The 17288-nt window shown below is 62.8% G+C and carries 15 protein-coding genes and 1 pseudogene; 7 read left to right on the top strand and 9 right to left on the bottom strand.

Annotated elements, in window-relative coordinates:
* Positions 1-49 precede the first annotated feature (49 nt).
* On the top strand, positions 50-1591 hold the full coding sequence (locus D8767_RS28090; protein ID WP_016714468.1) for a phosphoenolpyruvate carboxykinase: 1542 nt from the start codon (positions 50-52) through the stop codon (positions 1589-1591).
* A gap of 147 nt (positions 1592-1738) precedes the next feature.
* Positions 1739-2179 carry a thioesterase family protein gene (locus D8767_RS28085; protein WP_016714469.1) on the top strand — a complete coding sequence of 147 codons (441 nt, stop codon included), beginning with the start codon at positions 1739-1741 and terminating at the stop codon, positions 2177-2179.
* A 57-nt stretch (positions 2180-2236) separates the two neighbouring features.
* Here the strand turns inward: D8767_RS28085 and D8767_RS28080 are convergent.
* The 3 genes and pseudogenes from D8767_RS28080 to fdhD form a co-directional block, all read right to left on the bottom strand.
* A pseudogene (locus D8767_RS28080) lies at positions 2237-2720 on the bottom strand (glycine zipper domain-containing protein).
* 196 nt (positions 2721-2916) lie between these two features.
* The gene (locus D8767_RS28075) at positions 2917-5262 is read right to left on the bottom strand and encodes an FdhF/YdeP family oxidoreductase (RefSeq protein WP_028699548.1); all 2346 of its coding nucleotides are present in this window, start codon (positions 5260-5262) and stop codon (positions 2917-2919) included.
* A 5-nt stretch (positions 5263-5267) separates the two neighbouring features.
* Positions 5268-6098, bottom strand: coding sequence for a formate dehydrogenase accessory sulfurtransferase FdhD (gene fdhD / locus D8767_RS28070; protein WP_016714470.1), 831 nt, complete (start codon positions 6096-6098; stop codon positions 5268-5270).
* 177 nt (positions 6099-6275) lie between these two features.
* On the opposite strand from fdhD, the gene lysM reads away from it, so the two are divergent.
* Positions 6276-6716, top strand: coding sequence for a peptidoglycan-binding protein LysM (gene lysM, locus D8767_RS28065; RefSeq protein WP_016714471.1), 441 nt, complete (start codon positions 6276-6278; stop codon positions 6714-6716).
* Between the two features lie 50 nt (positions 6717-6766).
* Here lysM and yrfG read toward each other — a convergent pair whose 3' ends face one another.
* Entirely contained in the window at positions 6767-7429 is a 663-nt protein-coding gene (gene yrfG, locus D8767_RS28060) for a GMP/IMP nucleotidase (protein ID WP_016714472.1), read from the bottom strand.
* Between the two features lie 64 nt (positions 7430-7493).
* Between yrfG and nudE the strand changes: the two genes are divergently transcribed.
* On the top strand, positions 7494-8060 hold the full coding sequence (gene nudE, locus D8767_RS28055) for an ADP compounds hydrolase NudE (protein ID WP_122048508.1): 567 nt from the start codon (positions 7494-7496) through the stop codon (positions 8058-8060).
* Positions 8057-8875, top strand: coding sequence for a 3'(2'),5'-bisphosphate nucleotidase CysQ (cysQ, locus tag D8767_RS28050; protein WP_016714474.1), 819 nt, complete (start codon positions 8057-8059; stop codon positions 8873-8875). Before nudE ends, cysQ begins: the two co-directional genes overlap by 4 nt.
* 112 nt (positions 8876-8987) lie before the next feature.
* Here cysQ and D8767_RS28045 read toward each other — a convergent pair whose 3' ends face one another.
* From D8767_RS28045 to rfbC, 4 genes are read right to left on the bottom strand one after another with little or no spacing between them, the layout of a single operon-like run.
* Positions 8988-9443 (bottom strand): YiiD C-terminal domain-containing protein, encoded by a 456-nt coding sequence (locus D8767_RS28045; protein WP_016714475.1) that lies wholly within the window; start codon positions 9441-9443, stop codon positions 8988-8990.
* Entirely contained in the window at positions 9443-10849 is a 1407-nt protein-coding gene (locus D8767_RS28040) for a sigma-54 dependent transcriptional regulator (RefSeq protein ID WP_016714476.1), read from the bottom strand. The genes D8767_RS28045 and D8767_RS28040 overlap by 1 nt, the downstream gene beginning before the upstream one ends.
* Positions 10846-12660 carry an ATP-binding protein gene (locus tag D8767_RS28035; RefSeq protein WP_016714477.1) on the bottom strand — a complete coding sequence of 605 codons (1815 nt, stop codon included), beginning with the start codon at positions 12658-12660 and terminating at the stop codon, positions 10846-10848. Before D8767_RS28035 ends, D8767_RS28040 begins: the two co-directional genes overlap by 4 nt.
* A 42-nt stretch (positions 12661-12702) precedes the next feature.
* Entirely contained in the window at positions 12703-13248 is a 546-nt protein-coding gene (gene rfbC, locus D8767_RS28030) for a dTDP-4-dehydrorhamnose 3,5-epimerase (protein ID WP_016714478.1), read from the bottom strand.
* A gap of 278 nt (positions 13249-13526) precedes the next feature.
* Here rfbC and aguA point away from each other — a divergent pair, with 278 nt between their 5' ends.
* Both aguA and D8767_RS28020 read left to right on the top strand, forming a co-directional pair.
* Positions 13527-14633, top strand: coding sequence for an agmatine deiminase (aguA, locus tag D8767_RS28025; protein ID WP_016714479.1), 1107 nt, complete (start codon positions 13527-13529; stop codon positions 14631-14633).
* 229 nt (positions 14634-14862) lie between these two features.
* Entirely contained in the window at positions 14863-15060 is a 198-nt protein-coding gene (locus D8767_RS28020; protein ID WP_028699110.1) for a hypothetical protein, read from the top strand.
* Between the two features lie 66 nt (positions 15061-15126).
* On the opposite strand, the gene D8767_RS28015 is transcribed toward D8767_RS28020, so the two are convergent.
* Positions 15127-17202: a TonB-dependent siderophore receptor gene (locus D8767_RS28015; protein WP_016714481.1), complete on the bottom strand. Its 2076-nt coding sequence runs from the start codon at positions 17200-17202 to the stop codon at positions 15127-15129.
* Positions 17203-17288 lie beyond the last annotated feature (86 nt).

Raw genomic sequence — 17288 nt, 5'->3', positions numbered from 1 at the left:
AACTACAAAACGTTTGGAGCACTCGGCCTCGGGCCGGATGGGGTATCTCATGACGCAAGCCAACAACACCGTGTACACCGACCTGAGCGTCGATGAGCTGGTAAAAGAAGCGCTGCAACGCGGTGAAGGCGTACTAGCCGATACTGGTGCACTGGTCGTGGAGACTGGTCACCGTACTGGCCGTTCGCCGGCTGACCGTTTCATCGTCGAAGAACCTTCCACCCAGGACGCCATTTCCTGGGGCCCGATCAACCGCAAGTTCCCGGCCGACAAGTTCGATGCCCTGTGGGACCGCGTCGAGGCGTTCAACAACGCCCAGGATCACTTCGTTTCCTACGTTCACGTAGGGGCGGCCGCCGAGCACTACCTGCCGGTGAAGATGACCACCCAGACTGCCTGGCAGAACCTGTTCGGTCGTTGCCTGTTCATCAACCCGGAGCAGTTCAACCCGGCTGGTCGCGACCAGTGGCAGGTCCTGAACGTCGCCAACTTCGTGTGCGAGCCTGAGCGTGACGGCACCAACTCCGACGGTTGCGTGATCATCAACTTCGCCCAGAAGAAAGTGCTGATCGCAGGCATGCGCTACGCCGGCGAAATGAAAAAAGCCATGTTCTCGGTACAGAACTTCCTGCTGCCGGCTGCCGACGTACTGCCAATGCACTGCGCGGCCAACATCGGCGAAGAAGGCGATGTGACCCTGTTCTTCGGCCTGTCCGGTACTGGCAAGACCACCCTGTCGGCCGACGAAAGCCGTTACCTGATCGGTGACGACGAGCACGGTTGGGGCGAAGGCGTTGTCTTCAACATGGAAGGCGGCTGCTACGCCAAGTGCATCGACCTGTCCGAGAAGAACGAGCCGGTCATCTGGAAAGCCATCAAACACGGTGCGGTGCTGGAAAACGTCGTGCTCGACGCCAACAAGCACGCTGACTACACCGATGTCAGCCTGACCCAGAACAGCCGTGCGGCCTATCCGCTGGAGCACGTTGCCAAGCGTTCCGAAGCGAACCTGGGCGGCGAGCCTAACGCAGTCATCTTCCTGACCTGCGACCTGACCGGTGTTCTGCCACCGGTTTCGATCCTGAACAACGAGCAGGCGGCCTACCACTTCCTGTCCGGCTACACCGCGCTGGTCGGTTCGACCGAAATGGGTTCGGGCGGCGGCATCAAGTCGACCTTCTCCACCTGCTTCGGCGCACCGTTCTTCCCGCGCCCGGCAGGCGAGTATGCCGAGCTGCTGATCAAGCGTATCAACGGCTTCAACTCCAAGGTCTACCTGGTCAACACCGGCTGGACCGGCGGTGGCTACGGCGTTGGCAAGCGCTTCAGCATCCCGACTACCCGTGCCGTGATCGCTGCGATCCAGAGCGGCGCGCTGGTCGGTGCTGAAACCGAGCACCTGGATATCATCAACCTGGACGTGCCGAAGGCCGTTCCGGGCGTTGAAACCGAGCTGCTCAACCCGCGCACCAACTGGGCTGACAAAGCTGCCTACGACGAGGCCGCCAAAGGCCTTGCCAAGCTGTTCATCGAAAACTTCAAGAAGTTCGAAGTTTCCGACGCCATCAAGGCTGCTGGTCCACAGCTGTAAGCTGAGCCCGCGCAACGAGAGAGCCGCCCTTAGGGGCGGCTTTTTTGTTCCTGAAAATCAGTGCGGTCATTGTGGGAGCTCAGGCAGCGCAAATCTGGATTTTCTGTTTCACTGTCAGCACCAATTGCGAAGACTAGAGCCAGACAGATGACCGAATCCCCTCAGCGCACTGCCTTCTTCCATTTCCACCCCATCCTTACCCGCCCTCAGGACAACGACCTGAACGGCCATATCGCCGGCGCCACCGTGCACGGTTTCTTCGAGACGGCCATTCAAGCGTTTCTTGTAGAGCAGGCCGAGCTGGACCTGCGTGACGGCGAGTTGGCGGCCTTCGTGGTCAGTTCGGCGGCGGACTTCTACGCGCTGCCGGGCTTCCCGGATGTGCTGGAGGTGGGCTTGGGGGTAATGCGCCTGGCGGGCAGCACGGTGGAGTACCGCCTGGCGCTGTTCCGTCCAGGCGAGCCGGAGGCGTGCGCGGCAGGCACGGTGGTGCAGGTGTTCATCGAACGTGCCAGTGGCCGGCCTGTGACGCTGCCAGAGGCGCTGCAGGTGATCCTGTCCGGCCTGGTGCTGGAACCACAGGCATAAAAAAGCCCCGCCGGCAGGGGGGCGGGGCTTTTGTTGCCGGGGCGAGGCCCTCAGGCATTAGTCGCGCCAGTGGCGCTTGTGCTTGCGGTGGCCGTAGTGGTGGCCACGGTCCCAGTGGCGACGGTCGTCGTCGTAGCCACGACGGTAACGGCGGCCATCGTGGTAGTCGTCCCTGTCGGCCTCCTTGCCCAGGTAGTTACCCAGTGCGCCACCGGCACCACCGCCGGCTGCTGCGCCAATGTAGCTACCGGTGGTGCCGCCCACCGAGCGACCCACCACGTTGCCGCCTGCGGCGCCCAGTGCGCCGCCGATAGCGGCCTCACCGCGCTGGCGCTTGTCGGCGCCCAAGGCACCGCCGGCTGCGCCGCCAAGACCGGCACCAATGGCGCCACCGGTGCTACCACCGATGGAGTTGCCCACCACTGAGCCCAGTACCCCAACCCAATGCGCCGCCAATGCCGGCCTCGGTGGTGCCGCCTGCCATGGCCACGCCGCTGAGCAAGCTAAAAGACAACAACAGAATCGAGGAGTACTTCTTCATCAAGAGAGCCTCATAAGGATGACGAGGCGAATGTGAGGCTATCGAGCGTGGCTGGCAATGGAAATCCGACGAGTAACACGAGTTGTACACAATTCTCTAAGTTACTGTATTTGCTGTGAAACTTTATCGATTTTCGGCTGTCTGAGACCTTTATGACAAAGCCCTGAGCCGTTACGGAACAGGGCTTTTTTCGTTTTTACAGGATACGCCCCCCGTCCAGCGCCCGCTCCAGTTTGATGGCGATGAACTTCGAGGTTGGCGTATGGCTGCCATCGCCAATGCTCTCCAGCGGCACCAGCGGGTTCACCTCGGGGTAGTACGCCGCCGCCTGCCCGGCCGGGATATCGAAGGCCAGCAGGGTGAAGCCCTGCACCCGGCGCACATGCTCATCCCCCCACAACGAGACGATGTCCACTTTCTGCCCCGGCTGGAAGCCCAGGCGGATGATGTCGGCTTCGTTGGCAAACAGCACCTCGCGCTGGCCGCGCACACCACGATAGCGGTCGTCCAGGCCGTAGATGGTGGTGTTGTACTGATCGTGCGAACGCATCGATTGCATGATCAGATCCGGCAGTTGGCCGCTGGTGCGCACGCGCTCGTCGAGCAACGTATCCGGCAGCAGGTTGGCCTTGAAGTTGGCGCGGCCGGTGCTGGTCTTCCACTCGCGGCTGGCGGCGCTGTTACCCAGGTAGAAGCCGCCGGGGTGTTGCAGGCGCTGGTTGAAATGACTGAAGCCCGCGATGGTATCGCCGATCAGGTCGCGAATACGGTCGTAGTCGGCCACCAGCCAGTGCCAGTCCACCGGCTGCTTGCCCAGAGTAGCGGCGGCAATGCCGGCTACCACTGCCGGTTCCGAGCGCATCTGTGACGACAGAGGCTTCAGCTGCCCGTTTGAGGCATGGACCATGCTGAACGAGTCTTCCACCGTGACAGCCTGCGGCCCGTCGGCTTGCAGGTCGATGTCGGTGCGGCCAAGGCACGGCAGGATCAGTGCCTGCTTGCCATGCACCAGGTGGCTGCGGTTGAGCTTGGTGCTGATGTGCACGGTCAGTTCGCAATTGCGCAGCGCCTGGGCGGTACGTTCGGTGTCTGGCGTGGCTTGGGCGAAGTTGCCGCCAAGACCGATGAATACCTTGGATCGGCCATCCAGCATGGCGTGGATCGCTTCGACGGTGTTGTGGCCGTTGTGCCGCGGTACGGGGAAGCCGAAGCGTTTTTCGATGGCATCCAGCAACGCGACCGGTGGGCGTTCGTTGATGCCCATGGTGCGGTCACCCTGCACGTTGCTGTGCCCGCGTACCGGGCACAGGCCTGCGCCTGGTGCGCCAATGTTGCCGCGCAGCATCTGAAGGTTGACGATTTCCTGGATGGTCGGCACCGAGTGGCGGTGCTGGGTGATGCCCATCGCCCAGCACATGATCACCCGTTTGCCGCGGCAGTACATGCGCGCGGCCAGTTCGATATCCGCCAGTGTCAGGCCGGACTGTGCCTGGATGTGTTCCCATGATGTGGCATCCACCACTGCCAGGTACTCGTCGACGCCATGGCCATGTTCAGCGATGAACGCGTGATCGAACACGGCCGGTTCGCCGTTGGCCTGGGCCTCGCGTTCCCACTGCAGGACGAACTTGGCCATGCCGCGCAGCATCGCCATGTCGCCGCCCAGCGCCGGGCGGAAGAAGGCGGTGTTGGTCGGCCGGTCGCTGTTGGTGAGCATCTCCAGCGGGTTTTGCGGGTGCTGGAAGCGCTCCAGGCCACGTTCCTTGAGCGGGTTGATACACACCACCTGGGCGCCACGCTTAACCGCATCGCGCAGCGGGTCGAGCATGCGTGGGTGGTTGGTGCCAGGGTTCTGGCCCCAGACGAAAATCGCATCGGCATGCTCGAAGTCGTCGAAGGTGACGGTGCCCTTGCCGACCCCGACGCTCTGCCCCAGGGCAACGCCACTGGCTTCGTGGCACATGTTCGAGCAGTCGGGGAAGTTGTTGGTGCCGTAAGCACGCACGAAAAGCTGGTACAGGTAGGCCGCTTCGTTGCTGGCGCGCCCCGAGGTATAGAACTCGGCCTGGTCAGGGGTGGCCAGTTTGTTCAGCTCGCGGGCGATCAGGGCGAAGGCAGCATCCCAGCTGATGGGTTGGTAGCGATCGCTGGGGGCGTCGTAGACCATTGGCTCGGTCAAACGGCCTTGGTATTCCAGCCAGTAGTCGCTCTGTTGTAGCAGCGACGTGACGCTATAGCGGGCAAAGAAGGCAGCATCCACGCGGCGCTTGGTCGCTTCCCAGTTAACCGCCTTGGCGCCGTTCTCGCAGAACTTGACCATGCCGCTTTCCGGCGAGTCGCCCCAGGCGCAGCCGGGGCAGTCGAAGCCGCCATTCTGGTTGGTTTTGAGCAGGGCGCGAATGTTCTTTAGCGCGTTGTCGCTGCCGACCCAGGCCTTGGCCACGCTGCGCAGTGCGCCCCAGCCACCGGCGGGGCCGTGGTAGGGCTTGTAGCGAGGGGTGGAGGCTGGGGCGTTGTCCGGAAGGGGCTGGTACGAGGTCACGGCTGTTACGACTCCGCCGCTGGGCTGTAGACCCGCGGTGCGCTGTGCTTGGGCAAATGGATGAGGTTGAGGTTGTGCTTGCGCGCCCATTGCAGGGCAAGGCCGGTGGGCGCCGACAGGCTGACCAGGGTCTGGATGCCGGCACGCAGCACCTTCTGGATCAGCTCCAGGCTGCAGCGGCTGGTGACGATGGCCAGGCCGCCCTGGCTGTCGATGCCTTGGCGTAGCAGTGCGCCGATCAGCTTGTCGAGGGCGTTGTGCCGGCCGATGTCTTCGCGGCCGAGCAGCAATTCGCCATGGCGGTCCATGAACAGCGCTGCATGTACGGCGCCGCAATGTTGGCCCAACGGCTGGAAGGCATCGATACGCTCACGCAGGCCGGCCAGCCACTGGGCCGGGGGCAAGGGCGCACCGGGCAGCACGGCCAGGTCCGGCAGGGCCTGCTCCAGCGCTTCGACCCCACACAGGCCGCAACCACTGGTGCCGGCCAGTTGTCGGCGCTGGTTTTTCAGGTTCCAGAAGGCCCGACTGGAGATTTCCAGGTCGGCATACATCGCCGAACCGCTGCCGGAGAGCTTCAGGTCGTAGATTTCTGCCGTGCCTTCGACAATGCCGCTGCCAACGCTGAAACCGACGGCAAAGTCTTCCAGGTCGGTGGGGCTGACCAGCATCACTGCCTGGTTGAGGCCGTTGTAGACGATGGCCAGGGCTACTTCTTCGGCCAGCGGCGTGCTGTCACGTTTGGCGTCACTGAGCTGGACGTAATCGTAGGTGTTGCTGGCGGCGGGCATGGACAAGGGCGATGAGGCCGCGCAGACCGGAGGTTTGCTGTTCATCAGGGGCGTTGAATACCGGCGGCTTTCTGATAGCACAAGCCTAGGCTTGCGAGCCGGCGGCGTCTAATCGCTAGGGTCTATGCCGTGATAGACCGCGTCGATTGGTCGCACAGGGGCGGGAGTGGAAAAGCTGGCCTAGACTCGTGTGTCCGAGGTTTCGTCAACAAGGAGAACGCAATGAGCCTGTTCAGTTTCGTGAAGGAAGCCGGCGAGAAGTTGATCGACCTGCTGACCCCCGGTAACGCCAATGCCGAAGAGCAGTTGAAGAAGCACGTGGAAAGTGTCGGCCTGGGCAACCCGAACATCAGTGCCACTGTAGAGGGTGACAAGATTATCCTCAAGGGTGAGGTGGCCAGCCAGGAGGAGAAGGAGAAGATCATTCTGGCGGCGGGCAATATCAATGGAGTAGCCAGTGTGGAGGACCAGATTACCGTGACCGGGCCGGTGGTGGCGGCGGCCAGGTTCGTTACGGTGAAGAAGGGCGACACGCTGTCGGCCATCTCGGTGGTGGTTTACGGCAATGCCAACCAGTACAACAAGATTTTCGAGGCCAATAAGCCGATGCTCAAGCATCCGGACAAAATTTATCCGGGGCAGGTGCTGCGTATTCCTGAGTGATCTCTACTGCCTGTGAGGGCCTCTTCGCGGGCTTGCCCGCGAAGAGGCCCTCACAGGCCGACCAACAATTCCCGGTAATCCTCGACCGCTGCAAATTCCTCGGTATCCCGCGGCCCTGCCTGGCTATCCGGCTGGCGTACCGCCAACAAATGCCCTACACCAAACCGCCGCGCACTGCGCAAAATCGCCAGCGTGTCATCGATGAAAAGGCTGCGCGCCGGCTCAAAACCGATATCCGCCTGCAACGCATTCCAGAACTGCGGGCTCTCTTTCGGGAAGCCATAATCGTGCGAGCTGATCAGCCGCTCGAAATACGGCGCCAGCTCTACCCGCTCCAGTTTCAGCGACAACGAATCACGATGCGCATTGGTAATCATCACCACCCGCTTGCCGGCTTGGCGAATCGCCGCCAGGAAAGTGTCGGCATCCGGCCGCAGGGCAATCAGGTCGGCGATTTCCTGCTTCAGCTCGCGAATCGGCAGGCGCAACTCGCGGCTCCAGAAGTCCAGGCAATACCAGTTCAGCGTGCCGGCATTGCGTTCGAACAGCGGCTGCAGCTCCATTTCCGCCATGGTCCGGCTTACCCCGTGCAGCTCGGCATAGCGTTGGGGCAGGTGCTCCAGCCAGAAGCGGTTGTCGTAGTGCAGGTCGAGCAGGGTGCCGTCCATGTCCAGCAGGACGGTATCGATGGCAGACCAGGGAAGAACAGGCATGGGAAACTCTCGTTCAGTCGGCAAGCCACGGTATAGTAACCCGTTCACGCCAAGGAGCCGCCCCATGCGCCAGAAACCCACCGTCCTCCGCCGCGAAATCGTCGCCAGCAGCCGCCTGTTCCGCGTCGAAGCCGTGCAATTGCGCTTCAGCAATGGCAATGAGCGTACCTACGAGCGGTTGGTGGGCCGGGGCAACGGCTACGGCGCAGTGATGATTGTGGCCATGCTCGACGCCGAGCACGCCGTGCTGGTGGAGGAGTACTGTGGCGGCACCGATGAATACGAGCTGTCGTTGCCCAAGGGCCTGATCGAACCGGGAGAAGACGTGCTGGCGGCCGCCGACCGGGAGCTCAAGGAAGAAGCCGGTTTTGGCGCGCGTCAGCTGGAGCATCTGACCGAGCTGTCGCTGTCGCCGGGCTACATGAGCCAGAAGATCCAGGTGGTGTTGGCCAGCGACCTGTACGAAGAACGCCTGGAAGGCGACGAGCCAGAGCCGATGCGGGTCGACAAGGTCAACCTGCGCGAGCTGTCGGCATTCGCCATGCACCCGCAGTTCACCGAAGGACGCGCCTTGGCGGCGCTGTACCTGGCGCGTGACCTGCTGATTCAGCGGGGGCTGCTGGAGCTATGAACGACCTGCAACTGATGCATGAAGTGGTCAAGCTGGCGCTGATGGCGGGCGAGGCGATCCTGCCGTTCTGGCGCGCCGATGTTGCGGTTACCAACAAGGCTGATGACTCGCCGGTAACCGCCGCCGATCTGGCAGCGCACCGGGTAATTGCCGATGGCCTGTTGGCGCTGGCCCCGCACATTCCGGTGTTGTCCGAAGAAGACTGCAACATTCCGCTGGCCGAGCGCCAGGGCTGGAGCCGCTGGTGGCTGGTCGACCCGCTGGACGGCACCAAGGAATTTATCGCGGGCAGTGAGGAGTTCACGGTCAACATCGCCCTGGTTGAAAACAGCGAGGTGGTGTTTGGCGTGGTGTCGATGCCGACCAATGGGCGCTGCTACTTTGGTGGGCGCGGTTTGGGGGCTTGGCGTGCGGAGGCCGGTGAGGTTGCCCAGCCTATCCAGGTGCGCAACGCACCGGCACAGGGCGAGCGTTTTACCGTGGTGGCCAGCCGTCGGCATTCCAGCCCGGAGCAGGAGGCGCTGTTGGCCGGGCTGGGTGCAGCGGTAGGAGAGCTGGAGCTGGCCAATATCGGCAGTTCGTTGAAGTTCTGCCTGTTGGCTGAGGGCAGCGCCGATTGCTATCCGCGCCTGGCGCCGACGTCGCAGTGGGATACTGCGGCGGCGCAGGGGGTGGTGGAAGGGGCTGGTGGCGAAGTGATCGGTTTGGATGGCTTGCCGTTCCGCTACCCGGCGCGGGATTCGCTGCTGAATCCGTATTTCCTGGCATTGCCGGCCAATGCTAAGTGGCGCCAGGCCTTCCTGAAGCTGATCTGACGTGTATCACCCTACCCTGTAGGAGCGGGTTCACCCGCGAAGAATCCAGCGCGGTGCATGGCACCGGCTTCGCCGGTGTTCGCGGGTAAACCCGCTCCCACAGGGATCCGCGTTAGCGGTGCAACACGTACTGGCCGCTGAATTTCACGGCAGGCTCGTCACTGCCGACATTGCTCACCGTGGTCTCCAGCGTCAACCGCGCCCGCCCGCGACGCTGGTACATGTTCACGAACCGCTCCCAGGTTTTCTCATCCGGCGCCGTGCAGCGCGCCACCGCTGCGCCGGTAACCGGCAGCGGGTAACTGATCTGCCCCTCTTGGATGACGATATGCCCGTCATCGATCCCCAGCTCACGCAGGCGCAGGTGCAGCCAGCCCCAACCCGCCAGCACCGCGGCGCAGTACAAGCTGCCGCCGAACATGGTGCTCTTGTGGTTGACGTTGGCCGCCAGTGGCAATTGCAGGCGCAGGGTGTGCTGCTGCCAGTCGAGTACTTCCAGCCCCATTTCGCGGGTCAGGGGGATGTCGCTGTGCAGGACGGATTGCAGGTATTGGCTATCGGTGTTCATCAACGGTTGTCCTCATGGTCGTCATGCCCGCCGCTGCCGCCGTCAAAGCTCAAGCCGTGCTTGCGCAGCTTGTCGTGCAGGGTCTTGCGGGGGATGCCCAGCGCCTCGGCCAGGCTGCGCATGGAGCTGTGTGGCTGGGCCAGTTCGGCAGCGATCAGCGAGCGTTCGAACTGCTCGACCTGTTCGCTCAGGTTGCCAATCAGCGCTGGTGCTGCGGGTACTGCTGCCGGTGGCGCCTGACCGTCCAGGGCCAGTTCCAGGCCAAGGGCGAAGCGTTCGGCCGCGTTCTGCAGCTCGCGTACATTGCCTGGCCAGTCGTGGCGCAGCAGCACGGCGCGCTGGGCTGGTTGCAGGGTGTGCGGTGGCAGGCCATGACGCTGGCTGGCAGCGTCGGCGAAGTGCTGGAACAGCACCAGAATGTCGTCGCCGCGTTCGCGCAGCGGTGGAATACGCAGCGGTGCCACGTTCAGGCGGTAGTACAGGTCAGCGCGGAAGCGGCCTTGGTCGGCAGACTGGCGCAGGTCTTCCTTGGTCGCGGCGATGATGCGGATGTCCAGCGGGATCAACTGGTTGCCGCCCAGGCGTTCGACTACCCGCTCTTGCAGCATGCGCAGCAGCTTTACCTGCACATCCAGGCTCATGCTCTCGATTTCGTCGAGGAACAGCGTGCCGCCGTTGGCAAACTCGAACTTGCCGATGCGGCGCTTCTGCGCGCCGGTGAACGCACCGGGCTCATGGCCGAACAGTTCGCTCTCGACCACCGACTCGGCCAGCGCACCGGCATTGATTGCCACGAACGGCCCCTCGCGACGGCTGGACAGATCGTGCAGGGCGCGGGCCACTACCTCCTTGCCTGCGCCGGTTTCACCCAAAATCAGCACATCGGCGCGGGTACCGGCCAAGGCGCCGATCTGTTCGCGCAGGCGCAGCATGGACGGCGAATGGCCTACCAGTCGGGTGGCCAGTTGCTGGCGGTCGCTCAGCGCCAGGCGCAGGCTGCGGTTGTCCAGTACCAGGCGGCGCAGGGCCAGGGCGCGGCGTACGCTGTCGAGCAGGGCGTCTGTGGCAAAGGGTTTTTCCAGAAAGTCATAAGCCCCGGCGCGCATCGCCTGCACCGCCAGCGGCACATCGCCGTGGCCGGTAATCAGCAGCACCGGTAGCTCACTGTCGCGGCCATGCAATTGCTCCAGCAGTTGCAAGCCATCGATGCCGGGCATGCGAATGTCGCTGACCACCACGCCGGGCCAATCGGCCTCGATACGGTCGGCCAGGCCTTGGGCATCGGCCAGGGCGACCACCTTGAGGCCGGCCAGGTCCAGGGTCTGGCTCAGTGCCTGGCGCAGGTGCGGGTCATCGTCGACCAGGATGACCTGGGCTCGGTTGTCGATCAGTGTCTCGGTGGTCATGCCGAGGTGTCCTCCGAATTGGGCAAAGTAGCGCCAGGCGCGGCCACGCGCAGCTGCAAGGTCAGCAGCGCGCCCCCTTCCGGGTGGTTGGCCAGCAGCAGTTCACCGCCCAGGGCACGCATCAGGCTTTCACAGATGGCCAGGCCCAAGCCCAGGCCCTGGGTACGGGTCTTGGTGGTGAAGAATGGCTCCTTGGCGTGCTCCAGGGCCTGGCGGCTGAAACCGGGGCCGTTGTCGCGGATGTACAGGTAGACGCAGTCATCGCGTTGCTCGGCACTTAGCCACAAGCGGCGCGGGTTGGCTTTTTCGGTCAGGGCGTCGAGGGCGTTGGCCAGCAGGTTGCCCAGTACCTGACGCAGGCGGGTTTCGCCGGCTTGTACCCACAAGGTGGCCTCGGGCAGGTCGCGGATCAGCTCCACGGCCATGGCCCGGCGGCGCTTGGCCAGCAGCGCCAGGGCATCGTCCAGGGCAGGCTGCAGGGCTACGCTCTCCGGGGCGTGCCGGTCGCGGCGGGCGAAGGCACGCAGGTGGGCGATGATCGAGGCCATACGCCCAGTCAGTTCGCCAATCAGCTTGAGGTTGTCGCGGGCGTCTTCGGTGCGTTGGTGGTCGAGCAGGATCTCTGCGTTTTCCGCGTAACTGCGAATGGCCGCCAATGGCTGGTTCAGCTCATGGCTGATGCTGGCCGACATGGTGCCGAGAACCGACAGCTTGCCGGCCTGCACCAGTTCGTCCTGGGCACGCACCGCTTCCTGCTGAGCGTTCTCGCGCTCCAGCACGGCACTTTTGAGGCGGGAGTTGAGGCCTTCGAGATCGGCCGTACGTTCGGCCACACGCTTTTCCAGCTGCTGGCGGCCACGGGCCTCGAAGTCGATACGGTCGATGTAGTGGCGGCGCCGCTGCATCACCAGCCCGGCCAACAGCATCACCACCAGCAGGGTGCCTGCGCCGATGGCCATTACCGTCTGTACCGAACGGTCGACCAGTAGGCGAGGGGCGAGAATGCTCACTTGCCAGCCGGTTTCCTTGATATCGCGGGTCTGGGTGATCCAGGCGTCCGGGTTTAGCACCAGCGGTTGCGGTGCCTGGGTCGGGTAGGGCTGGATGGCGATGATGGCCTGGCGTTCGGCTTCGGTCAGCACACGGGTAGCGCGGAAGCGCCAGTCAGGCCGCGAGGTGAGGATGACCACGCCATTGTGGTCGGTCAGCAACAGCTGCTCGGGGGTGCGGCCCCAGAGGGTCTCGGTGTGGTCGAGGTCAACCTTCACCACCAGCACGCCAACGACTCGCTCACGGTCCCGCACGGCGGCGGCAAAGAAGTAGCCGCGTTTGGCCGAGGTGGTGCCCTGGCCGAAAAAACGGCCCAAGTGGCCGGCCATGGCTTCGTTGAAGTAGGGGCGGAAGGCGAAATTGCGGCCGACGAAGCTGTCGTGTTTGTCCCAGTTGGACGCGGCCAGGGTGTTGCCGCTGATGTCCATCAGGTACATCACCTCGGCGCCGGTCTGCTGCACGATGTCCTTGAGCAGGCGGTTGGCGTTGGTTACTGCTTCCAGGCGGAACGGGTCGGCCAGTACACCCCGCAGCGCCGGCAGGTCGCCAAGGATTTGTGGCAGGGTCTCATAACGGTGCAGGGTGCCGAGCAGGTTGGCGACGTACAGGTCGAGGGTCTGGCGGTTCTGCGAGGCCAGCTCATCCTGGTAGTAACGCTCGGCCAGGTGGTGCAGGGGCCATAGGAGCGGGGCCAGACACAGGGCCAACAAGGCCAGGCTGCGCCAGCGGGGACGGCGTGGGGGCGTGGGTTTTGCAATCATCACGTAAATGCGCCAGAAAAGTCTGGCGCAATTATGCGCTAGTTAAGGCAGCAGTTCCGCCTCTGCCAGTGGCAGGCCGACCTTGTCCTTGTCTGATAGCACCGGGGGTTGCTGCAGCCCCCAGTTGATTGCCAATTGTGGGTCGTCCCAGCGGATGCAGCGGTCGGCGTCCGGGTTGTAGTAGTCGGTGGTCTTGTAGAGAAACTCGGCCGACTCGCTCATTACTGCAAAGCCATGGGCGAAGCCGGGTGGAATCCACAGTTGACGGTGATTGTCGGCCGACAGATGCACGGCGACCCATTGGCCGAACGTTGGCGAACTTTTGCGCACGTCCACGGCGATATCACGGATTTCCCCCTGCACTACGCGCACCAGTTTGCCTTGGGTGTTTTTCACCTGGTAATGCAGCCCGCGCAGTACGCCCTTGATGGAGCGTGAGTGGTTGTCCTGGACGAATTCGGCTTTCACGCCAGTTTGCCGTGCGAACTCACGCGCGTTGAATGCTTCGAAGAAAAAACCACGGCTGTCACCGAAAACCTTCGGCTCGATGATCAGTACCTCAGGGATTGCAGTAGGAATGATGTTCATAGCGGCTCGCTGGCCCGTTGCCCAAGTATTGACCCTAGTCGGCCCCGCTGGAATTTTCCGCCGGGAGCTGTAACAGGATGCATAAGGTGTGGCTATGGTAGACGTCAGACTGCTATCGGCACCAGACAAGGATAAATTAGGTTCGATTGTTATCGATACAAATTCGTCATTTGAGCGGAAAAGTCCCGACCATCGGGCTTTAAATGTCGATATATATCGGTTATAAATTCACAAACGCCCCAGCACAGTCCGGCTCAGGGCCATCACAGAGGTCACCCATGAAAACCCTCAACACCACGCCCCGTGCCGATGGTTTCCACATGCCCGCCGAGTGGGCCCCGCAAACCCAGGTGTGGATGGTCTGGCCGGAGCGCCCGGACAACTGGCGCCTGGGCGGTAAGCCTGCCCAGGCGGCCCACGTCACCTTGGCCAAGGCCATTGCCCGCTTCGAGCCGGTGACCGTCGCAGCCTCTGCCGGCCAGTACGAAAATGCCCGCCGCCAGCTCGACCTGCCGAACATTCGAGTGGTCGAAATCAGCAACGATGACGCCTGGGTGCGTGATACCGGCCCGACCTTCGTCATCAACGACCAGGGTGAAGTGCGTGGTGTGGACTGGGGCTTCAATGCCTGGGGCGGCTTCGATGGCGGCCTGTATGCACCCTGGAACCGTGACGAGGAACTGGCCGCCAAAGTGCTGGAGATGGAGCGCTGCCAGCGCTACCACACCGAAGGCTTCGTGCTTGAGGGCGGCTCGATTCACGTGGACGGCGAAGGCACCGTGATCACCACCGAGGAATGCCTGCTCAACCGCAACCGCAACCCGCACCTGAACCGCGAGCAGATCGAAGCGGTGCTTCGCGACCAGCTGGCGGTCGATACTGTGGTGTGGCTGCCGGATGGCCTGTACAACGACGAAACCGACGGCCACGTCGACAACTTCTGCTGTTACGTGCGCCCAGGTGAAGTGTTACTGGCCTGGACCGATGATTCCAACGACCCCAACTATGCGCGCTGCCACGCGGCCATGGAGGTGTTGAAGAACACCCGTGACGCCAAGGGCCGTGAGTTCATCGTGCATAAAATGCCGATTCCGGGCCCGCTGTTCGCCACGGCTGAAGAGTGTGCCGGTGTCGATCATGTGGCCGGCAGCCAGGAGCGTGACCCGTCGGTGCGTCTAGCCGGTTCGTATGTGAACTTCCTGATCGTCAACGGGGGCATCATCGCGCCAAGCTTCGATGACCCGGCAGATGCCGAAGCCAGAGCGATCCTGGCGAAGATCTTCCCCGATCACGAGGTGGTGATGATCCCGGGTCGTGAGCTGTTGTTGGGCGGTGGCAACATTCACTGCCTGACCCAGCAGCAGCCGGCGCCGGTCAAGCGCTGAGCGCGGCGCGAATGAAGAGGCCCGTCATGTACGGGCCTTTTTTTCGGGCGACGTTCGGAGGTCCGTGCTGGCATAGGTTTTGTATTGTTTTCAAATGGATAGCCAAATGGATAGCCAAATGGATAGCCAAATGGATAGCCAATCGGATAGCCCGGCCAGGCCGCGCTCTCGGATCTGTAACAATACTTACGTAAATTTGCCGCTCACGGGCCAGGGAGTACGTGTAGAAATGAACGCAGCAAGTGAGTCGGCATTGCGCCCATCGGCAGTGAATCACCAATCGCTCAAGCGGGTTGCGAAGTGGTTGAAGCACCATGGAAGCAAAAAGGTCAGGACGACCGACCCACAGCGGCTGCTTGCAGGGCGCTACCCCCAGGGGCTGATCAGCGATGCAGAAATGCAGGCGTTGATGGGGGTGTGGCACTGATCGATCGCTTTAGCCTGCCGGCCTTTTCGCGGGCGCGCCCGCGAAGAGGCCGGTACAGGCTAAAGATCAGAAGCTGTAGCTACCCGTCACCACCAGGCTGCGTGGATCCCCCACCATGATCTGCGCAGCACTGGTCGCTGAGCTGTAGTAGGCCTTGTCGGCAATGTTGCTCAACGCCGCCCGCACATCCCAGTCATGGGTGCGGTACCCCGCCAGCGCATCCCAGCGGCCATACCCCGGCAGCACCGTGGTGTTCTGGTTGTCCGCGTAACGTTCACCCACCAGCGTCAGCCCGGTTTCGGCATACCAGCCCAGTTCCGGTTTCCAGGTGATGAACAGGCTGCCATTGCGCTTGGCCACATCGTTGATGCGGTTTCCTTCCTGGCCGTTGTTGTCCTTGACGATGATGGCGTCCTGCAGGCCGATGCCGCCGCGTACATACCAGTTGCCGGCGATGTTACCGGTGGCGGTCAACTCGATGCCGCGTGAACGCTGCAAGCCGCTGAGCAGGATGTTGTTAGGGTTTTCCGGATCGCGGGTGCGGCGGTTGTACAGTTCCAGCTCGTAGACGGCCAGGGTGGTGGTCAGGCGTTGGTCGAGCCAGTCGCTTTTCACCCCGATTTCTTTCTGGCGAGTCTCTTCCGGCTTGGCGTCGTTGCCGTTGCCCGGTGCATCCGGGGTGATGCCGATCAGGCCGCCGCCCACCGGCGAGAAGGTCTTGCTCCACGAGGCGTAGAACGAATGGTCACGCCATGGCGTGTAGACCACGCCCAGGCGCGGGCTGGTGCCGTTGCTGTCCTGCGGTTCGCTTATGCCATCCTTGTTGGTGGTTTTCACGTCGAACTGGTCGAAGCGCACGCCAGCCAGGATTTGCCATTGATCGTTCAGACGGATCTGGTCTTGCAGGTAAAGGCCACGGCTATCGACCACGGTGTGGTTGTCACTCGACAGCACCAGCTTGCCATTGTGCTGCTGGTTGCTGCCGGGTTTGCCCAAGCCCGGAAGTGACTGACTACCGGCGGTATACAACACCGGGTCACGCTTCTGGTTACCGATCTCCAGGCCCAGCAGCAGCTTGTGCTCCAGCCCCAAGGTATCGAAGTCGCCCTCAGCCTCCAGGTTGTTGAACAGGTTGCGGGTGTTCAGGTCCTGCTGCCAGCGCTGGCGGGTCAGGATATTGGTGCCGGGGTTGTAGCCCGTGACATAGGTGTTGTCGAACTCACTGTCGAGTTTGAACAGGCCCAGGGTATGGCGCAGCTGCCAGGTTTCGTTCAGCTGGTAGTTCAGGCGTGAGCGCAGGGACTGGGCGCGGTCATCGATGTAGTCGCGCTGGTCGCCGTAGGTGGTACCGCGGCTGACGTCGGCCGGGCGACCGTTGACCCCGGGGATGCCACGGTCGGGCGTGCGGTTGTACCGGCTGTATTCGTACTGCACCAGCCAGTTCAGGTCGGGGTTGATCTGCCAGCTGATCGACGGGGCGAACAGCTGGCGGCTGCCGTCGATCCCGTCGCGGAAGCTGTTGTTGTCCTGGTTGCCCATGTTCAGGCGCAGGCTGACGGTGTCGCTGGGGTCGGCGCTGAGGTCGGCATACAGGCTACGCAGGTCTTCGCTGCCGGCCTGTGCTTCGATGGTCGAGCGGCGGCCAGGTTCTGGCGCCTTGCTGACCCGGTTGACGATACCCCCCTGGCTGCCACGGCCATACAGCACTGCCGCTGGTCCTTTCAGTACCTCGACCCGCTCGATGTTGTGCAGGTCGCGGATGTACTGGCTGTCGTCGCGAATGCCGTCCAGGTAGAAGTCGTTGCTGGCCTCGAAGCCACGAATGCGCACGCTGTCGAAACGGGTGTCGGCGCCACTGCTGACGTTGGGGATGCCTTCCAGCGCCTTGCCCAGGGTGTTGCTGCCGTAGTCCAGCACGTTGGCGGTTTTCACCGTGTCGATTGCCTGAGGCACGTAACGCACTGGCGTTGAGGTTCGGGTGGCGGTGCTTACCTCTTTGACACGCGGGTTGTCCTTCTCGCGCTCGCTGTCGGCGGTAACCGACGACTCCGGCAGCGTGGTGGTGGCGGCACTGGCCAGGCTGGCGCTGAACAGCAGCGACAGGCCAAGCGTGAGGGGGGAAAGGCGGCAGGGTACAAGCATGGGCACATCCGGACCGGGCAGGTGATAAAATAGGTGCGAATGGTAATGCTTGCTATTTGCTCTTGCTTGGCTATTTGTAAAGGCTT

This window comes from Pseudomonas sp. LTGT-11-2Z, assembly GCF_003691445.1.
Taxonomy (GTDB): domain Bacteria; phylum Pseudomonadota; class Gammaproteobacteria; order Pseudomonadales; family Pseudomonadaceae; genus Aquipseudomonas; species Aquipseudomonas monteilii.
This window is presented reverse-complemented; position numbering and strand designations above follow the sequence as displayed.